Source organism: Mesorhizobium sp. M7D.F.Ca.US.005.01.1.1 (genome assembly GCF_003952545.1).
Lineage (GTDB): Bacteria > Pseudomonadota > Alphaproteobacteria > Rhizobiales > Rhizobiaceae > Mesorhizobium > Mesorhizobium loti.
Genome location: NZ_CP034453.1, coordinates 5,727,135 through 5,743,155, shown reverse-complemented (window position 1 = coordinate 5,743,155; position 16,021 = coordinate 5,727,135). Strand labels below are relative to the sequence as shown.

Genomic DNA, 16,021 nt, shown 5'->3' with positions numbered 1-16,021 from the left:
TTGAAAACATGACCTAATTGTTGCTGGCCACAGGCGCCACCAGCGAGGTGATGCGGCGGATGGCGACGCGCCGGTTCTCGCGGTTGGGCGCCGCGGTGTTGACCTTCAGATACTCCTCGCCATAGCCCTGCGTGGTCAGGTTCTCCGGCGGGATGCCGAAGGCGTTGGTCAGCGCTTCCGCCACCGCTTCCGCGCGGCGATCGGACAGAGCGAGGTTCGCTTCCGGTGTGCCGACCGCATCGGTGTGGCCTTCGATCAAGAAGGTCTCGGCCGGGTTCTTCTTCAACAGTTTCTCCATGGCGCTGGCGACGCCCTCAAGCTTCTGCACCTCGGTGTCGGAGATCGAGGCCGAGCCGAATTCGAAGTTGAGCGTGTCGAGATCGACGCGCCGTGCAATGTCGCGCACGCGGGCCGAGCGCTTGACCTCGTCGATCGAATAGAGGCGCTGCACCTTCTCCACCGGCGGCTGTTCGAGGAAGTCGTAGTAATCGTCCGGGCTCGAGACATCCTCGGAATCGAGGATGTACTCCCGGCGCGGGATGGTCAGACGCATTGGCGGCAGGTCGTCGCCGGGATCGCGCCAGTCGCCCTCATCCTGATAGTCCTGCTCGTCGACATAGCTCAGCACATATTCGCGCCCATCAGGCGTGATGCGCGAACGCTGGATGACATCGCCGTAACGGTTGCGAATGGTGACGATCTGGACGCCATTGCCGCGCTCGACCGTCTCGCGTGTGCGGCCTTGCGGCAGATCCTCGTAATAGACGTCCTTGGCGCCGCGGTTCATGCGCGGACCGTCATTGCTCTGGACGATCGTCTGGCCGCCGAGCTGGATGATGACGCGGTCGCCGATCTCCTTGAGCACGTCGACGCCCTTGGGACGGCGGCGGTCGCGGATGTTCTCGTCGGGCGCGCGATCGAGGCGTTTGCCTTTTTCCTCAGTCACCGGAATCATCTTCTCGGGCTTGATCTCCTGCTGTGCGGCCTTGTCGTCGGTCGGGGGCGGGCCCTGGTCGACGGGAGCGACCACTGGCTTCTGACCCTGATCGCCGCCTTGCTGGGCGTTCTGCCCGCCATTCTGCTGCTCGCCATTCTGCTGGCCGTTCTTGTCGCCATGTTTCCGGCCGCCGCCCTTGCGCTCGGCATCCTTCTGGCTGTCCAGGATTGGGGCAGCGTTGGGATTGGCAGGTGCTTCGCCCTGCACAGGGTTTTCGCCCTGGACTGGTGCTGCCGCCTCGCCATTGGCCGGTTGCTTGCCGGTGGCTGGCTGTTCGCCGGTCGCCGGCTTTTCGCCATTGGCGGGTTGTTCGCCGGTGGCGGGCTTCGCGCCATTGGCAGGTTGCTCGCCGGTGGCCGGCTGTTCGCCGGCCGGTTTCCTGCCGTGCTTCTTGGTCTTGTCCTGGGGCTGCTCGCCCTGGGCCGCAGGCTGTTCGCCGGCAGGGGCCGTCGCCTCTCCAGCGGGAGCTTCCTTCGGCGTCGGGGCGACTTGAGGTTCGGCCTGCTGGTCCTGCTTCTTCTTGCGCGGCTTGGCCTGCTCGGCGGGCTGATTGTCGTTGGCCGGTTCTGCCTGGCCTGCCGGCGCCTGCTCGGTCTGCTGCTGCTGATCACGCTTCTTCCTGCGCGGCTGCTGTTCCTCGGCGGGTGCGGCCAGTTGAGCCGGCGCCTGCTCGGTCTGCTGCTGCTGCTGATCACGCTTCTTCCTGCGCGGCTGCTGTTCCTCGGCGGGCGCGGCCTGTTGGGCCGGCGCCTGCTCGGTCTGCTGCTGCTGATCACGCTTCTTCCTGCGCGGCTGCTGTTCCTCGGCGGGTGCTGCCTGTTGGGCCGGCGCCTGCTCGGTCTGCTGCTGCTGATCGCGCTTCTTCCTGCGCGGCTGCTGTTCCTCGGCGGGTGCGGCCTGTTCGGCTGGCACCTGCTCGGTCTGCTGCTGCTGATCGCGCTTCTTCCTGCGTGGCTGCTGCTCCTCGGCGGGCTGCGCGCTCTGGGCAGGCGCTGCCTGCTGCTCAGGCTCGGCCTTCTTCCTGCGCTCGGGCTTCTGTTCGGGTTCCGCCTGCTGCTTCTGCGCGCAGGCCTCGGCCGATTCGCCCTCGGCGCACGCTGCTTGCGCCAAAATGAATGGGGCTGACGTGCGCTGGGCGGGGCCAAACGCGGCACCTCCCTGAAGCGGGAACGCGCCCAACGGCGCGGATGCCATCAGCAGGCCGAGTGCGGTGCCGGCCAGAATCCGTGGTTGGCGTTTCATCGAAAATTCTCCTTGTGGGGTCCCATCCTTGCCGAAACCGATCTTGCGCCGATTGGTTCCGGTTTGGCGTGAATAGAGGCCGTGCAGGGCGATTGGCCGGCCTTTTGAAGGCAACTTCGTGTCATTCCCCTGGCGATCGCCGAATTCCGGCCGTTGCCGCGCTTGACCTTGCCGGCGGCTGGGGCCACATGCCGGGAATGGAAACGCCATTCTGGAAAACCAAGACGCTTGAGGCGATGAGCCCGGCCGAGTGGGAGTCGCTCTGCGACGGGTGCGGCAAATGCTGTCTGTCGAAGCTCGAGGACGAGGACACCGGCGAGATCTACTGGACCAGCGTCGGCTGCCGGCTGTTCGACGCCGAGACCTGCCGCTGTTCGGACTACGCCAACCGGCTGGCGCGCGTTCCCGACTGCGTCGGGCTGACGCCGCAGAACGTGCGAACCATCAGCTGGCTGCCCAGCACCTGCGCCTACCGGCTGGTGGCCGAGGGCCGCGACCTCTACTGGTGGCACCGGCTGGTGTCGGGCAGTGCCGAGACCGTGCATGAAGCCGGTATCTCGATGCGCGGCCGAGTCAAGGCGAGCGAAACCGATCTTGCCGAGCCGGAAGACTATTTTGACTACATGCTGGACGACGAACCCTAAGGCTCGCGCCGGGGGCGCCTGATCCTTGGCCCGCTGGTAGGGAACAGGGTCTGTGTCGGGCGTTTTGGCGTTCACCGCAGGCTGCGGACGATGGCGAATAGCCGGAATTTCCCTTTTCTCGCCACATGAACCGAAGATGAACAGCAGGTTCGTAAAGAGTTCAGACAGGCAAGTGCATTCTCCCCCCCATCGGTTCACGAGGACGGGCGAAAGCCCAAAAAAGGAGAGAAGACGATGTTCAACACGATCAAGACGGCAGCCCTTTCGGCCCTGGTCGGTCTCGGCACGCTGACGGCTATCCCCGCTCACGCCGACAGCCTCTATCTCGGCTTCGGCAACAACAACGACCCGCGCTTCGGCGTCTATGCCGGCGACGATGGCTATCGCCATCGCCGTGACGAGCGTCGCGACGGCTGGCGCCGTGGCTGTTCGCCGGACCGCGCCCTCGACAAGGCCGAACGCATGGGCCTCTATCGTGCCCGCATCGTCGACGTCAACCGCCGCACGGTCAAGGTGATGGGCCGCCAGGACGGCGACCGCGTCGTGATCGTGTTCGCCAACGAGCGCGGTTGCCCGGTTATCTATCGCTGAGGCTGAGGCTGAGGCTGAGGCTGAGGCTGAGGCTGAGGCTGAGGCTGAGGCTGAGGCTGAGGCTGAGGGCCGGTCAGAAGACACGACCTCTGCGAGCCTCAGCCTGGAGACAGGACCTTCTGCGAAGGTCGACGCGGCATGATCCTCTGCGAGGATCAGCCGGGACTAGCCGAGCCCCTTTCCAGTTGAAGGGTGTGGCTCGAAAAAACCCCGCGGGAGCAATCCCGCGGGGTTTTTCATGCTCGCTATCGACTGGTGATTGCATCCGTGGCTGGGCAAGGCTCAGCCACGGATCGTCAGAGCTGCTTATTTCAGTTCGAAGGTGACGGTGACCTGCACATTGTAGGAATTCTCGCCGGCCTGCACCGGAGCCGCAGCACCCGCCGCGGCGTCGAAAGCCTTGGCGTTGATCGGCATTGGCGTCGGCGCCATGTTCTGATCGGTGATCTCAAGCACACGGCCGAGGCTGACGCCTGCGGCTTCGGCCAGCGTCTTGGCCTTGGCCATGGCGTTGGCGACCGCCTTCTTGCGCGCCTCGGTGACCGTGGCCGCCGGGTTGTCATTGGTGAAGGCGATGCCGCCGCCCTGGTTGACGCCGAGCGACACCGCCTTGTCGAGGATTTCGCCGGTCTTGTCGACATCGCGCACCCGCACCGAAAGCGTGTTGGTCACCTGATAGGCGACGAGTTCGGCTTCCTGGCTGCCGTCCGGCTTGTTGGTGTAGTTGTAGCGCGGGTTGATCTGGATGCCGGTGGTCTGCAGGTCGCGGTCCTTGATGCCGGCCGACTTCATCGCTGCGATCACGGCGGCCATGGCGTCATTGTTGGCGTCGAGCGCCGCGCGCGCGGTCTTGGCCTCGCGCATGACGCTCAGCGTCAGGACCGCCAGATCAGGGGCTACGGTTGCTTCGCCTTCGCCTGACACGATGATGCGGGGCGGCGTCGGCAAATCGGTGGCTCCAGCCATCGCCGGAAAAGCGATTGCAGCGGCGAGCGCGAGAGGCAAAAGGTGTCTGGTCATGAAAATCTCCTTGGTCTGCGATCAAGTCGCAGAGGTCGCCTAGAGCGCGATTATGGGTTGATTTGGGCGATCTCCGAAAGCCTGTCGGGAAAGCCTTGTGCCGCGACGGGAAAAACATTAATCCAGCCCGCGTGGGGCCTGTAGCTCAATGGTTAGAGCCGGCGGCTCATAACCGCTTGGTTGGGGGTTCGAGTCCCTCCGGGCCCACCAGAATTAACCTATAACTATTTGATTTTATTATTCTTTCTAAGATGCCCACAACGTGTACTCGAACGCCCTTCCGTCGCCGACCGCTCCTTGGCGGGACGCGGCACCTTTGGGACCAGGTGACGACATGCCTACAGGCTGTTAGCGTCGACCGAGGCAATCATGTCGAAGGGTGGGACCGTATCCTCAGAAAGCGCAGACAGCCAATGACCGCAAATGGCGCATAGTTGCCGTCCCTGTCATGGCTGCAGTCCTCGACATTGATAAAGCATCTTGGTCAAGGCGTGAGCCGGACACCGCTTACTGGAAATATGGTGTTACAGTTGGTCCAGAGGCTACGGTTGCCCCGCCTCGAACGGATGGACGCTTCGACAAAGCGAACGTAGTCCAAAGCTTTGCGGCGGTAGGACTTGCGCACTCCCTTGGGTTCCCTCATAGCGGAGGCGAAGCAAGGCATAGAGCGCCCACATATCTGCCGCGATCTCTAATGTCCTCGTGTGTGAAATTCAGACGTGCAAAAACATGGCCTCACCGGAAATGCGGCCCACCGAAGGCGCCACAAGCAGGACATGTCATTCCATCGGCTGTTTCTTGTCCGAACGGGCGACAAAATAGAGCACCGTGATCGCGGCAAACACCAGAATGTTGATGATCGACGAAAGCGCGTAGAGTTCGGGCTTGACGCCGTAGCGCAGTGCGCCCCAGGCGACCGATGGCATAGTAGGGGTTGCGCCGAGCAAATAGAACGAGATGTCTAGGCCATTGAGCGACAGCACGAAGGCTACGATCAGGCTGCCCAATATGCCCGACCAAGTCAGCGGTAGCATCACCTCGTAGAAGGCGCGTGCCGGCGAAGCGCCACAGACCACAGCTGCCTCGTTCATGCGCCAATCGTAGCGGTAGAGCAGGGCGGCCATGATCAGGAAACAAAACGAGAAGCAATGCACCGAATTGGCGATGATGGCGGTGACCATGTTGCCCTGCAGTTCGAAGACCAGATAGTAGAGCGACATGGACGAGATGCCGAGCAGTATCTCGGATACGAACAAAGGGCCCGCAAAGAAGGCCGCGTAGAGGAGGGCTTTACGGCCGCCGAACCGCAACACCCCCTACCGTTGCCAGGAAGCCTAGGACTGTCGAGAGGATCGATGTACAGGTCGCGATGATCAAGCTGTTCAGGAATGCGTCCTGGTATACAGTATTGGTGTAGAGCCTGATGTAGCTCCCATAGTCGAACTCCGGAGGATAGGGAAAGTTCGGCCGGCTCGACAGCGAGGCGAACAGGATGTGGATGATCGGCATGTAGAGGAACGCATAGGCTATCACCAGGATCGCGCCCATCAGCCATTTCGTCAGCCTTTCATTGCTTGCCTGTGCATACATCACTGTCGTCCCATTCCGGTGAAGCCTGTGCGGCGCAGGTCGATTCCGAGGCTGAAGACGCCGAGCACCAGCATCGAAAACAAGAAGAGCACGACACCCATGGCGGCGCCGAGCGCCCATGTGCCGGACTCACCGAACTGCTGCGCGATCGACATACCGTAAAGAACGCCATTAGGACCGCCGAGAAAGCGAGGCGCCAGCGCGGCCGACAGCGTCGGGATGAAGCAGAGGAGGAACCCGACGATTGTACCCGACAGATTGAGTGGCCAGACGATCTCTGAAAATATCCGGAAACGGTTAGCACCACAGGCGCTCGCCGCGCTCGCCAGCCGAAAGTCGAAATTCAAGAGCGACAAATACACTGTCGTTACCACCATAGGCAGGTAGAGATAGACCAATGCGATGAAGGTGGCCGAATTCGAATACATGATAAAACGCAGCGGTGCGGCCCCTAGCTTCAGAAGCACCCCGTTGACCAAGCCAGTCGGCCCCAGCATGCCCTGCAAGGCGATAAGGCGCAGCACTTCGCCGGAGAGGAACGGCACGGCAAGCAACAGCGAAAGGATCAGCTTGTAGCGACCCCCGTGACGCACGATGAAGAAGGCGATCGGCCAGGAGACGACGACCGAGAATACTGAAACGAAGATCGCCATGAACAGCGAACGTATGAAGAAAATGAAATAAGCTGGCTCGGTCGCGAGCGTCACATAGTTCATCGCCGTCCATTCTCGGACGATTTTGTAGTTCTCGGTTTGCCAGAAGCTCAAAACGACCAGTGCGATCAAAGGCAAGACGAAGAAGATGACCAGGAAGACGGTTGGTATGTGCAGGAACAGGCGCCTGTTAAGCCTATTTTCGGCCTCGGACATCATTCACCTCCCTGCCGGAAATACGTGGCACTGTGAGGGGTTCCACGACAACGAAAGCTTGGTTCCGAGTGCCAGAGGTTCCTCTCTCTTGGGCTGCACCGCGATAATGCGCTCGTCGGCCTCGGTTTCGAGGATGTATTCCACGAAGGGTCCTCTCAGCACCACGTCGGCGACAGTGCAGGGAATGCCGGCACTCCCTGATCTTGATGGCAGCAGTTCGAAGCGCTCGTTCTTGACGAAGACCTCGACGCGGGCGTTGCCCCTTCGCTCGGGGACCTCTTCATAAGGGAAAGAATAGTTATAACGCTGCAGATCGACCTTCTTGGAGGCTGCATCGAACGCCCCATCAAAGCGTGTCGACTTGCCAACGAAGCGCGCGACGAAAGGCGTCGGCGGATGGTCGTAGATCAACTGTCGTTCGCCGAGGGCTTCGAGCTTGCCACCGTTGATCACGGCGACGCGATCGCTCATTGACAGCGCTTCCTCCTGATTGTGGGTCACATAGACGAAAGGGATTCCGAGTTGCTTTTGATAGCGGCGGATTTCCACTTCCATTTCGTTGCGCAATTCACGGTCGAGATTGGCGAGCGGCTCATCGAGCAGCAAGAGGGTGGGGTGGGTGACCAATCCACGGCCGAGCGCGACGCGCTGCTGCTGGCCGCCGGAAAGTTGATTTGGGTACCTGTCCATCAGCCCGTTAAGCGACAATATTGCCTCGGCCCAGTCCAGGCGCTCGAGGATCATCTGCGGCGGCTGGTTGGTCATCCGCAGTGGGAAGGCCAAATTTTCGCGAACGGTGCGGTGCGGAAACAACAGGAATTCCTGAAACACCATCCCGATGCCGCGTTTGTGCGGCGGCAGGTCTGTGACGTCGACGCCGTCAAAAAAAATGCGTCCTGCGGTGGGCCGGTCAAGTCCCGCAATCAGCCTGAGCAGCGTGCTCTTGCCCGAGCCGCTGGGGCCAAGAATGGCGATGAACTCGTGTTTGTCGATATCGATGCTGAGATCGTGCAGCGCGCGGACCTGGCCGTATTGACGCGAAATATTGGCAATCCGGATGTAGGGGGCCTCGGCGCCGTTTTGGCTCTGATTCATGTTGGATCACCTGACATTGAGGGCCGTGGTCCCTCCGACGGGGCAACGCCCTGCCGGAGGGTAGCGTCATTGCTTGGGAGAATGACGGACGATTAGGCTGCCTGCACGTTCGACCACACGCGTTCCCATTTCTCGGGAGAGGATGGCTGATCAAACATGAAAAGATCCGCGATCTCGCTCGACCGATCCATCAGATAGACTTTACGCTCTTCCTCGGTCGAGATTCCTCTTAGATCGATTGTGGTCGAGCAGCCGGCCACCTCGCCGATCCGCTTCATGATCTCAGATGAGATCATTCTGTCGATGAATTTGTTGCACAGGTCGAGCTTGGGGCCATCCTCGACACCGGACGTTACGAGCCAAGTGTCGACCCAGCCCAATCCCCCTTCCTTCATCTTAAGCGTATGGCGGAAATCCTGTTTCGGGTTACGGTCTTTGGCCGTCAGAAGCTGACGGAATACTTGCGCGAATTCGGTCGCCGCCACGACGGCGCCACTCTGCAAAAGCTGGAACAACGTCGGGTTGTCCTGATAGCGGGTCAGAAGCAGCGCCTTCTGTTCGATCAGCAATTTCTTGACACCGTCAAGTTCCTCATCGGTCAGGACATATGGGTTGAAAGGCTTTCCATCCGGGCGAGGTTTTTCGCGCGAGCCCAACCGGTCCGTCACCAACAATGCCGCCAGGGCGATGTTTTCCTCGAAACGCGCGCTGGTGGACAGTTGGCCTGACAGGGCGGGATCGAACATGCATTCAATCGTACCCGTCTTCTCCGGCGCGACGACTGCCGCGTTGTACGTGATCCCATAGGCACCCCAGCAGAACGGATAGCCGATCTTATTGCCGGATGCCGGGTCAGTCAGCACCTTGAACTTTTCGGCATGGAATTCCGGAAGGTAGTTTGCCGCGCTCGGCACATGTGTGTAGTCGACACTTCGGATCAGCCCGTCTCGAAAATAGAGTTGCGGCCAGAAGCCATCAGCCTGGACCAAATCGAATTCCTTGGCACCGCCGACGCGCAGTGTGTTATAGGCTTCGGAATTGCCATCGAAGAACGTGGCGACAAACTTGACGTTGTTCTCTTCCTCGAATTTGGAAACGACATCTGGAAGTACATAGGCTTCCCACATCAGCGCCCGCACGGTCTGTGTCTGCGCCCAGGCGGGCCTGATGAATGGCATGCATAGGGCAGCGCCCGCACCTGCGGTCAGCACGGTCCGTCTGCTAATCGTTTTGTTCTGCATAGTGATCCCCTTTTCGATGTTAGTATCTTTGTACTAATTTCATGGTCTGTGGCACGTATAGAGTCTGATCTGTTCTCCCGATCGTCTGATTTGGGCTACTGGATCAAGCGATTCCATCGGCCTCGATTGAACCCAATACGTCATCGAGCACATCGAGCGCGCGCGACATGTCTTCATGCGTGCAGTCTAACGGCGGCTTCACCTTGATCAGGTTGCCGAGACCGGCATAGCGGCTCTCACCAAAGAGCACGCCTTTCTCAAGACCGCGCCGATAGACTTCCGAGGCGGCCTTGGTGGCGGGCTCTTTGCTAACCCTATCTTTGACGAGCTCGAGCGAGACGAACAGGCCAGGACCGCGAATGTCGCCAATCAGCTTGCGGCGGTCCGCCATCTCGTGGAGTCGCTGCGTAGCATAGGCACCATGGTCGCGCGCCTTGCCGCACAGATCGTCGGCAATGATCGCGTCGATGGTGGCGACGGCTGCCGCCATCGCGACAGGGAACTGGCCGAAGGTCAGTGCATCCTCGCCAGATTCGAAGCCGTTCAGCCGTTCACTTGCCAGGATGCCGGCAAGCGGAAAGCCGCCGCTGATGCCTTTGCCGAAAGTCATGATGTCGGGAACGATGCCGAAGTAATCGGCCGCGAACATCGCGCCTGTGCGGCCGAAGCAACTCTGGATCTCGTCCCAGATAAGGATGATGTCGTGCCGGTCGCAAATGTCGCGCACGCCTCTAAGGAAAGACAGCGGCAGAGCGATGTGACCCCCATTGCCAGGGATCGGCTCCATCATGATCGCGACGACACCGCCATCGACGCCCTTGTGGATCGTCTCTTCCAGCAGTTGCAGACAGAGTCTCGATTCCATCTCGACGTCCATGCCCAGTCGCGGGCGATAGGGGTCCGGATGCGGCACACGGGTGAAGCGCGGCTGGATTGGCAGGAAAGGGTTGTTTGGATGCGGCCAGCTCGCCGCCATCGTGGTCAGCGAACGACCATGATAAGCGTCCTGCAGCACGATGATATTGTGGCGACCAGGCTTGTTCTTGAACGCAAGCTTCATGGCCATTTCGACGGCCAGGCTGCCGTGCAGGCAGTAGCCAATGCGATTCAAGTCACCGGGCGAAATCTCGCGCAGCTTTGCAGTGAGCTTCAGCAGTGGGATTGTGTTGAAATTCGGCCGGGCGTGGGTGATTTCGCGCAACTGGGCGATCGCCGCTTCCACCACACGTGGATCATTGGCGCCGAGATTGTTCGACCACGCCTGGGAGGTGCAGTCGAGATATTGGCGGCCTTGGTCGTCCCAGACATACGAGCCTTTGGCGCGCACCAGCGTAATCTTTGCTTCGTCGCCCCCCAATGGATCGTGGATCAGCGACTGCTTACCCTGTTCCAGAATGTTTCTAGAATGAGACGTGTCTGTCTGGCTGATATTCATGGCTCACCTCAACCTATTGGGATGTGGCTGATTATCGGCGTGGACCGCTTGACAACAAGGACGAATAGCTGAACGATTAATTCGTGACGCTTATGAATATCCAAGTTCGCCATATTCATTCCTTCATCGCCGTCGCGAATGAGAAAAGCTTCGCGCGGGCTGCCGAGAAGCTGAATGTCTCTCAACCAGCCCTGTCGCAGACCATCATCCAATTGGAACAGACCCTGGGCTTTCCAGTGTTTGAGCGCACCACCCGAAGTGTCAGCCTGACGCCGTCGGGCGAAAAGCTGTTGGCTAGGGCGCGGGCGCTTAGCCAATCGCTCGAAGCCCTGTACGGTGAGGCACGGTCGCTGCAACTCGCGCTCAAGAACGAATTGCGCGTTGGGTACATGATCGGTACCGCCGTGCAGTTTATCCCAGCAATCGTTCGTGAGTTTGAGCGAATTCGTCCGGGTGCCTCCCTCCACCTGCAAGAGTTTGATTTCTCGGATCCGAGCGCCGGCCTGAGAGACGGCAAGGTCGATTGTGGTATCATTCGGCCGCCGATCGACCTGGACGACATCGACCTTGTCGAAATCGCACGCGAGAAATGTGTCGCATGTCTCCCTACGGGACACCGCCTTAGTCGGCAGGAAACGGTTGTGCTCGACGATATACTCGACGAGCCGATCATTGCCGCGCCGGTGCCGGGCGTATGGCGCGACTACTGGTTAGCAAATGACTACCGCGTCGACAGGCCGGCGAAAGTTGTGTTCGAGGCTGCCACCGTCGAATCCGAGCTTCAGGCGGTCGCATCCGGTCGCGGCATAAGCATCACCGCCGACAGCACTGCGCAATACTACGCTCGGCCAGGCGTGGTCTTCAGGCCGATTCGTGACATGCGGGAATGCGTCATCGCCATCGGTTATCGAGGCACGCCGAACAAGCTGGTCGCAGATTTCATTTCGGTGGTAAACCGGGTTTCCCAAGGCCACGATGGCTAAGTTGGGAGATAGCGGCGCGCCATGTTTCTGCTGTCCATGTCCTCTGCCGCCTAACAGCACCTCGATCGAGGCATGAGGATTGCGGAGTTGCAGCCACTCCCCCGAGAATTCCAGCCTGTCGTCACGCACCCTGGCCGCAGACGCTTCAACACGCCGTGATCATTGGTAGGCACCCCCCGCTTTGCCAGCGGAGGGGAAATCATCCGCGGGTATGATGAAGTCAACAACCCTGCACAGTGCATCCATATCGCGTCGTTCAGGACATATGTCCTTAGTCGCCATGCAGAGCGCTCCCGTTTTCGCGGTCGAAGACGTAAATGCTTTTGGGATCGACGCATAGGGTAAGCCGGGTTCCACGTCTTAGCGAGGCATCAGGCGACACGCGCGCAACGGCCTTCGTGCCGGCGATGATGAAGTGTACCAGGGTATCCATTCCAAGAGGCTCGACAAGCTCCGCAACGGCTTCGATCCGGGTCGATATTTGGCCTCCGTTTGGACTGAGGGATAAATGTTCGGGCCGGATACCGAGGTCGACTGTCCGCCCCACCGCGTCGGCGAATCTGGAAATGCCTCCAGGCAGTTCGAGACGCGAGCCATCGGACAGGACGCCAATCAGTTGTTCTCCATGTCGTTCTAACGCAGCGCTGACGAAATTCATGCCAGGCGACCCGATGAACCCGGCTACGAACTTGGTCGCCGGTTTCAAGTATAGTTCCTGAGGCGGCGCGATCTGCTCTATCTTGCCGGCATTCATGACGACCACCCTGTCGGCAAGCGTCATCGCCTCGATCTGGTCATGGGTGACATAGACCGTTGTGGTCGGCACCGCCTCGTGGATCTGTTTGATCTCCGCGCGCATCTGGACGCGGAGCTTGGCATCCAAGTTCGAGAGCGGCTCGTCGAACAGGAATACCGCCGGATTTCTGATCATGGCGCGCCCCATTGCAACGCGTTGGCGCTGTCCGCCAGAGAGTTGCCTTGGTTTGCGTTTAAGCAGGTGGCCGATGTCCAGGATCCGGGCGGTCTCGATCAGTCTCGTTTGGATTTCACCACGTGGCGACTTCTTCAAACGCAGCCCGAACGTGATGTTGTCCTCAACCGAAAGATGCGGGTAAAGCGCATAATTCTGGAAAACCATGGCGATGTCACGTTCTCCCGGCAGGAGGTCGTTAACCCGTCGCTCGCCGATTTTTATCTCTCCACCCGTGATGGTCTCGAGTCCGGCGATCATGCGCAGTGTGGTGGATTTTCCACATCCGGAAGGGCCGACCAGCACCACGAACTCGTGATCCTTGATGCTGAGGTCGATTCCGTGGACGGTTTGAACGTCCCCATAGGCCTTGACGACTTTGTTCAGCTCGATGGCGGCCATAAGCCCTCCGGTGTTGGGTCTTGGCGGTTATCGATCGCGGACGAGGATGTTATCGCTCTTGAGCCAGAATGGCGCGAAATAGAGCGGTGTCGAGGAAAGCGGCAGGATGTCCGCCCGTAGTTCCACGCCAATCACGTTCTTCATGAAATCGCGGCGCGCGGCGATGCGCTTGAACGTCGACGGATGCTTGACCTCGATTTGGGATCTCAGCGGTGCGTCGGCAAACACCACGGCGTCCTCGCAGTTCAACGCCCAGCCGACTGCGATCGGCGTCGGGATCACGTCGACCTGGAAATGCATGCCCGAGCGGATGCGGTCGTTCGAGCCAGGCCGAACCGGGCTATGTGTCCACTCCTCGTAGCCGCCAAGATGCCCCGGATTGAGAGCCGGCCCGAGCTTCGATTTTGCGAGCGTCGATACTACCGTTTCATGAAGAGTGCCGCCTTCGACGCCGATCGCGGCCGTCTCGTACCAGGAAATCAGGCCTTGAAAATAACCCTTGGCGATAGCGAGAAACTCGTCGTTGGCGACATCGAAAAGACCCGCTCGGGAGGAAAGACCGCCCCAATGTCCGATTGCGGTCGTAACACCGTCGCCACGCTTGAGCTTGCGGCCCGTTGCGCTTCGCAGGCCAATCACGGTTTCACCCTTGCTGGCCGACGCGAACATGGTGTGGACGTTCAGCGGGTCTCCAGCATATCCCATGCGCGAGACGGCATCGAACTCGCTGTCACCCTCCTGGACCCCGGAAACGATCCTCCACGTCGCCAGTGAGCTGCGTGTTGCAGCCCATTCGAACGCCGCGATCTGATCAGCATCGACGGTGACGGCGACGCCGTTTTCCGGGTGCATCAGGATATGGGTCGCATCCCGCAGCCTGCCGGAAGGGCCGACCGCTCGCTGAAACGCCTGTACGTAGACCGCGGGGACGAAATAGGCTGTTTCGGAAGCTTCGTCCTCAAATGGCTCGAGATACTTCCAGCCCACCAGCCCTATGGTGTCGCCTGCCTTGATTCCAGCGTCGCCAAGACGGTCGGAAAAGCGAGGGAAACGAGAGCGATCCTGCGCCATGAGGCTCAGGGTCTGGCTCAAAAGCACCGTCACTCCCGACAAGCGCGCGAGTGGGGCGTAGCTTTCGGACTCGTTGCCGGTGAGCAGTACACGCTTGTTGTTCGGCCCAAGAAGAAGGAAGGCTTCTTCGAAGCGCGGCTCGAAACCCGTCAGGAAAGCGATGTTGCCGAAATGCTCCCGATCGGCATAAACGGCCAGCCAGTCGCACCCCGCTTTGTCATAGGCGGCGCGGACACGAGCATCATATATCTCAGCGGGAACGTGCGGCCTTTCGCCGAGGATGCCGAAGTCCGGCAACCGAACGGATGTGAGGGAAATGGTCATTTGGCATCCTTTTGTTTGTGCCGGCGCGAGAGCTGTTGAAATTGGCTGCGAGGGAGATCAATCGCCGTACATCCGGGCCTGCGCGTCCCATTCGAAATCTTTGTCGAGAGGGTAGGTCGGACGAGGCAACAGGTTCCATTGCAACTGCGTCATGTCCAATTGCGAGGTGCCGTCGCTCAGCAGCAGGATATGGCGAGCCGAGACATCTTCGAGCTGAGGATGGAGATACCCAAGCTTGACGACATATGCCTTGTGCTCGGTTGGACTGATGTCCATTGCAACGAAATGGTGCGGCGTGGTTATGCCGATGGCATTGGCGTGGAATGTTGCAATCACGTTGCCGCTTCGCACCTTGGCCCACGCGCCCTCCTTGGATCGGTATGGCTGAAATCCCGGCAGCACCAACTCTTCTCCGCATGCCTCCACGAGCACGCTGACGCGGCGCGCCGTCTTCGGACGGGAAAGATGCTCGGCCCCCAATTCGATTTCCACCGTCGAGCCGACACCGGCCTGGACGAGTTTACGGACAGTCTCGGGAGCTGTAATGCCGGCGACAACGACATCGCGGACCTGTTCGTCGTCGAGCGCTGCCTGCAAGACAAGGGTCAGATCTCCGGCCGCACCGGCCGTGGTGTTGTCTCCCGAATCGGATACGAACACGGGGCGCTGCGGGCATTCGACCGCGAGTCTCAGTCCCTGCCGAACCTCGGCGGTCTCCATCTTGAGATTGAATTCTGCGCGCTTCGCCCATATGGCTTGCGCCAACCGTGTGGCCTGCACGCGCGCCAGCTCGGCGTCGCCGTCGCTTACTGCAATCGCCGATACGGCGGTCCAGGGCCTGTCGTTCCACGCGAATCCGACAAGGATGTTCGCCTCCATCATGCCTGGCACGCTGTCGTATTCGGGCAAGGAGCCATAGAGGCTTTTCGCGGGCTCCAGGGTTGTGACCGCCGTCTCCCCGGGGACGAGAATTGGTAGGCTCACGACGGATTTCTTGGGCGTAATGCCGGTTCGAATGACCCGGATAAGCTGGTCGGCGGCTCGGTACCCCGTCTGCCTGTCGTCACGATGCGGCGCGGTGCGCAGAACGCTGATGACCGTGGACGCCTCGAGAAGTTCCGGAGTCATGTCGCCATGGAGATCGAGCGACACGCCGATCGGCACATCAGGCCCAAGGACATTCCTGATGGCCTGAATGAAATCGGTGTCTGCGTCGATGTCCAAACCCTGGACCTCCAACGCGCCATGATTGGCAACGAGCATCCCGTCGAACGGCCCGCGTTCGCTGATGAGCGCGAGCGTCTTTTCCTTGACGTCTTGATATGCCGACAGTTCCAGCGGCCCGCCGGGCAGCGCAGTGGCCCAGTACAACGGGACCGCCTCGACGTCGCTATCCTGCGCCATGCGCGCTAGCATGCCCCGGACCATCCAGACATCGCCTTCGGACAAGTCCCTGCCGGTGTAGTGTTGTATCGCGTCCTGCGTGGTTGGAACCGGAGAGGCGAGCATGATTTCAATGGAGAGGCCGACGATAGCTATGCGCATTC

At 60.3% G+C, this 16,021-nt stretch carries 14 protein-coding genes and 1 tRNA gene; 4 read left to right on the top strand and 11 right to left on the bottom strand.

Going from position 1 to position 16,021, the window contains the following annotated elements; genetic code table 11:
- Positions 1-13: 13 nt before the first annotated feature.
- Complete coding sequence (locus EJ076_RS27965; protein WP_126070045.1) at positions 14-2,239, bottom strand: OmpA family protein; 2,226 nt, start codon at positions 2,237-2,239, stop codon at positions 14-16.
- A 197-nt stretch (positions 2,240-2,436) separates the two neighbouring features.
- Here EJ076_RS27965 and EJ076_RS27960 point away from each other — a divergent pair, with 197 nt between their 5' ends.
- Positions 2,437-2,883 (top strand): YcgN family cysteine cluster protein, encoded by a 447-nt coding sequence (locus tag EJ076_RS27960; protein ID WP_109660071.1) that lies wholly within the window; start codon positions 2,437-2,439, stop codon positions 2,881-2,883.
- A 234-nt stretch (positions 2,884-3,117) separates the two neighbouring features.
- Positions 3,118-3,474 carry a hypothetical protein gene (locus EJ076_RS27955; RefSeq protein ID WP_109660073.1) on the top strand — a complete coding sequence of 119 codons (357 nt, stop codon included), beginning with the start codon at positions 3,118-3,120 and terminating at the stop codon, positions 3,472-3,474.
- A gap of 306 nt (positions 3,475-3,780) precedes the next feature.
- Here EJ076_RS27955 and EJ076_RS27950 read toward each other — a convergent pair whose 3' ends face one another.
- Positions 3,781-4,494 (bottom strand): SIMPL domain-containing protein, encoded by a 714-nt coding sequence (locus EJ076_RS27950; RefSeq protein WP_126070044.1) that lies wholly within the window; start codon positions 4,492-4,494, stop codon positions 3,781-3,783.
- A 134-nt stretch (positions 4,495-4,628) separates the two neighbouring features.
- Between EJ076_RS27950 and EJ076_RS27945 the strand changes: the two genes are divergently transcribed.
- Positions 4,629-4,704 (top strand) — tRNA-Ile (locus EJ076_RS27945).
- Between the two features lie 569 nt (positions 4,705-5,273).
- On the opposite strand, the gene EJ076_RS27940 is transcribed toward EJ076_RS27945, so the two are convergent.
- The 6 genes from EJ076_RS27940 to EJ076_RS27915 all read right to left on the bottom strand — a co-directional run bounded on the left by EJ076_RS27940 (position 5,274) and on the right by EJ076_RS27915 (position 10,724).
- Complete coding sequence (locus EJ076_RS27940) at positions 5,274-5,750, bottom strand: ABC transporter permease subunit (protein ID WP_126070043.1); 477 nt, start codon at positions 5,748-5,750, stop codon at positions 5,274-5,276.
- A gap of 34 nt (positions 5,751-5,784) precedes the next feature.
- On the bottom strand, positions 5,785-6,084 hold the full coding sequence (locus EJ076_RS27935) for a hypothetical protein (RefSeq protein ID WP_126070042.1): 300 nt from the start codon (positions 6,082-6,084) through the stop codon (positions 5,785-5,787).
- Positions 6,084-6,953 (bottom strand): ABC transporter permease, encoded by an 870-nt coding sequence (locus EJ076_RS27930; RefSeq protein WP_109661311.1) that lies wholly within the window; start codon positions 6,951-6,953, stop codon positions 6,084-6,086. Before EJ076_RS27930 ends, EJ076_RS27935 begins: the two co-directional genes overlap by 1 nt.
- Before the next feature lie 3 nt (positions 6,954-6,956).
- Complete coding sequence (locus EJ076_RS27925; protein WP_126070041.1) at positions 6,957-8,048, bottom strand: ABC transporter ATP-binding protein; 1,092 nt, start codon at positions 8,046-8,048, stop codon at positions 6,957-6,959.
- 92 nt (positions 8,049-8,140) lie between these two features.
- The gene (locus EJ076_RS27920) at positions 8,141-9,175 is read right to left on the bottom strand and encodes an extracellular solute-binding protein (protein WP_245462900.1); all 1,035 of its coding nucleotides are present in this window, start codon (positions 9,173-9,175) and stop codon (positions 8,141-8,143) included.
- 217 nt (positions 9,176-9,392) lie between these two features.
- Positions 9,393-10,724 carry an aspartate aminotransferase family protein gene (locus EJ076_RS27915; protein WP_126070039.1) on the bottom strand — a complete coding sequence of 444 codons (1,332 nt, stop codon included), beginning with the start codon at positions 10,722-10,724 and terminating at the stop codon, positions 9,393-9,395.
- A gap of 92 nt (positions 10,725-10,816) precedes the next feature.
- On the opposite strand from EJ076_RS27915, the gene EJ076_RS27910 reads away from it, so the two are divergent.
- The gene (locus EJ076_RS27910) at positions 10,817-11,707 is read left to right on the top strand and encodes a LysR family transcriptional regulator (RefSeq protein WP_245463114.1); all 891 of its coding nucleotides are present in this window, start codon (positions 10,817-10,819) and stop codon (positions 11,705-11,707) included.
- 271 nt (positions 11,708-11,978) lie between these two features.
- Here the strand turns inward: EJ076_RS27910 and ugpC are convergent, their stop codons facing one another.
- From ugpC to EJ076_RS27895, 3 genes are read right to left on the bottom strand one after another with little or no spacing between them, the layout of a single operon-like run.
- A complete protein-coding gene (ugpC, locus tag EJ076_RS27905) occupies positions 11,979-13,079 on the bottom strand; it encodes a sn-glycerol-3-phosphate ABC transporter ATP-binding protein UgpC (RefSeq protein WP_126070037.1) in 1,101 nt (366 codons plus the stop codon).
- 27 nt (positions 13,080-13,106) lie between these two features.
- Positions 13,107-14,474 (bottom strand): M24 family metallopeptidase, encoded by a 1,368-nt coding sequence (locus EJ076_RS27900; protein WP_126070036.1) that lies wholly within the window; start codon positions 14,472-14,474, stop codon positions 13,107-13,109.
- 57 nt (positions 14,475-14,531) lie between these two features.
- On the bottom strand, positions 14,532-16,019 hold the full coding sequence (locus EJ076_RS27895; protein ID WP_109660089.1) for a M81 family metallopeptidase: 1,488 nt from the start codon (positions 16,017-16,019) through the stop codon (positions 14,532-14,534).
- Positions 16,020-16,021: the final 2 nt, after the last annotated feature.

Bases quoted from the DNA above. Each gene is read 5' to 3' on its own strand.
- EJ076_RS27965 (WP_126070045.1), bottom strand. From the start codon at position 2,239: ATGAAACGCCAACCACGGATTCTGGCCGGCACCGCACTCGGCCTGCTG.
- EJ076_RS27960 (WP_109660071.1), top strand. From the start codon at position 2,437: ATGGAAACGCCATTCTGGAAAACCAAGACGCTTGAGGCGATGAGCCCG.
- EJ076_RS27955 (WP_109660073.1), top strand. From the start codon at position 3,118: ATGTTCAACACGATCAAGACGGCAGCCCTTTCGGCCCTGGTCGGTCTC.
- EJ076_RS27950 (WP_126070044.1), bottom strand. From the start codon at position 4,494: ATGACCAGACACCTTTTGCCTCTCGCGCTCGCCGCTGCAATCGCTTTT.
- EJ076_RS27935 (WP_126070042.1), bottom strand. From the start codon at position 6,084: ATGTATGCACAGGCAAGCAATGAAAGGCTGACGAAATGGCTGATGGGC.
- EJ076_RS27930 (WP_109661311.1), bottom strand. From the start codon at position 6,953: ATGTCCGAGGCCGAAAATAGGCTTAACAGGCGCCTGTTCCTGCACATA.
- EJ076_RS27925 (WP_126070041.1), bottom strand. From the start codon at position 8,048: ATGAATCAGAGCCAAAACGGCGCCGAGGCCCCCTACATCCGGATTGCC.
- EJ076_RS27920 (WP_245462900.1), bottom strand. From the start codon at position 9,175: ATGTGGGAAGCCTATGTACTTCCAGATGTCGTTTCCAAATTCGAGGAA.
- EJ076_RS27915 (WP_126070039.1), bottom strand. From the start codon at position 10,724: ATGAATATCAGCCAGACAGACACGTCTCATTCTAGAAACATTCTGGAA.
- EJ076_RS27910 (WP_245463114.1), top strand. From the start codon at position 10,817: ATGAATATCCAAGTTCGCCATATTCATTCCTTCATCGCCGTCGCGAAT.
- ugpC (WP_126070037.1), bottom strand. From the start codon at position 13,079: ATGGCCGCCATCGAGCTGAACAAAGTCGTCAAGGCCTATGGGGACGTT.
- EJ076_RS27900 (WP_126070036.1), bottom strand. From the start codon at position 14,474: ATGACCATTTCCCTCACATCCGTTCGGTTGCCGGACTTCGGCATCCTC.
- EJ076_RS27895 (WP_109660089.1), bottom strand. From the start codon at position 16,019: ATGCGCATAGCTATCGTCGGCCTCTCCATTGAAATCATGCTCGCCTCT.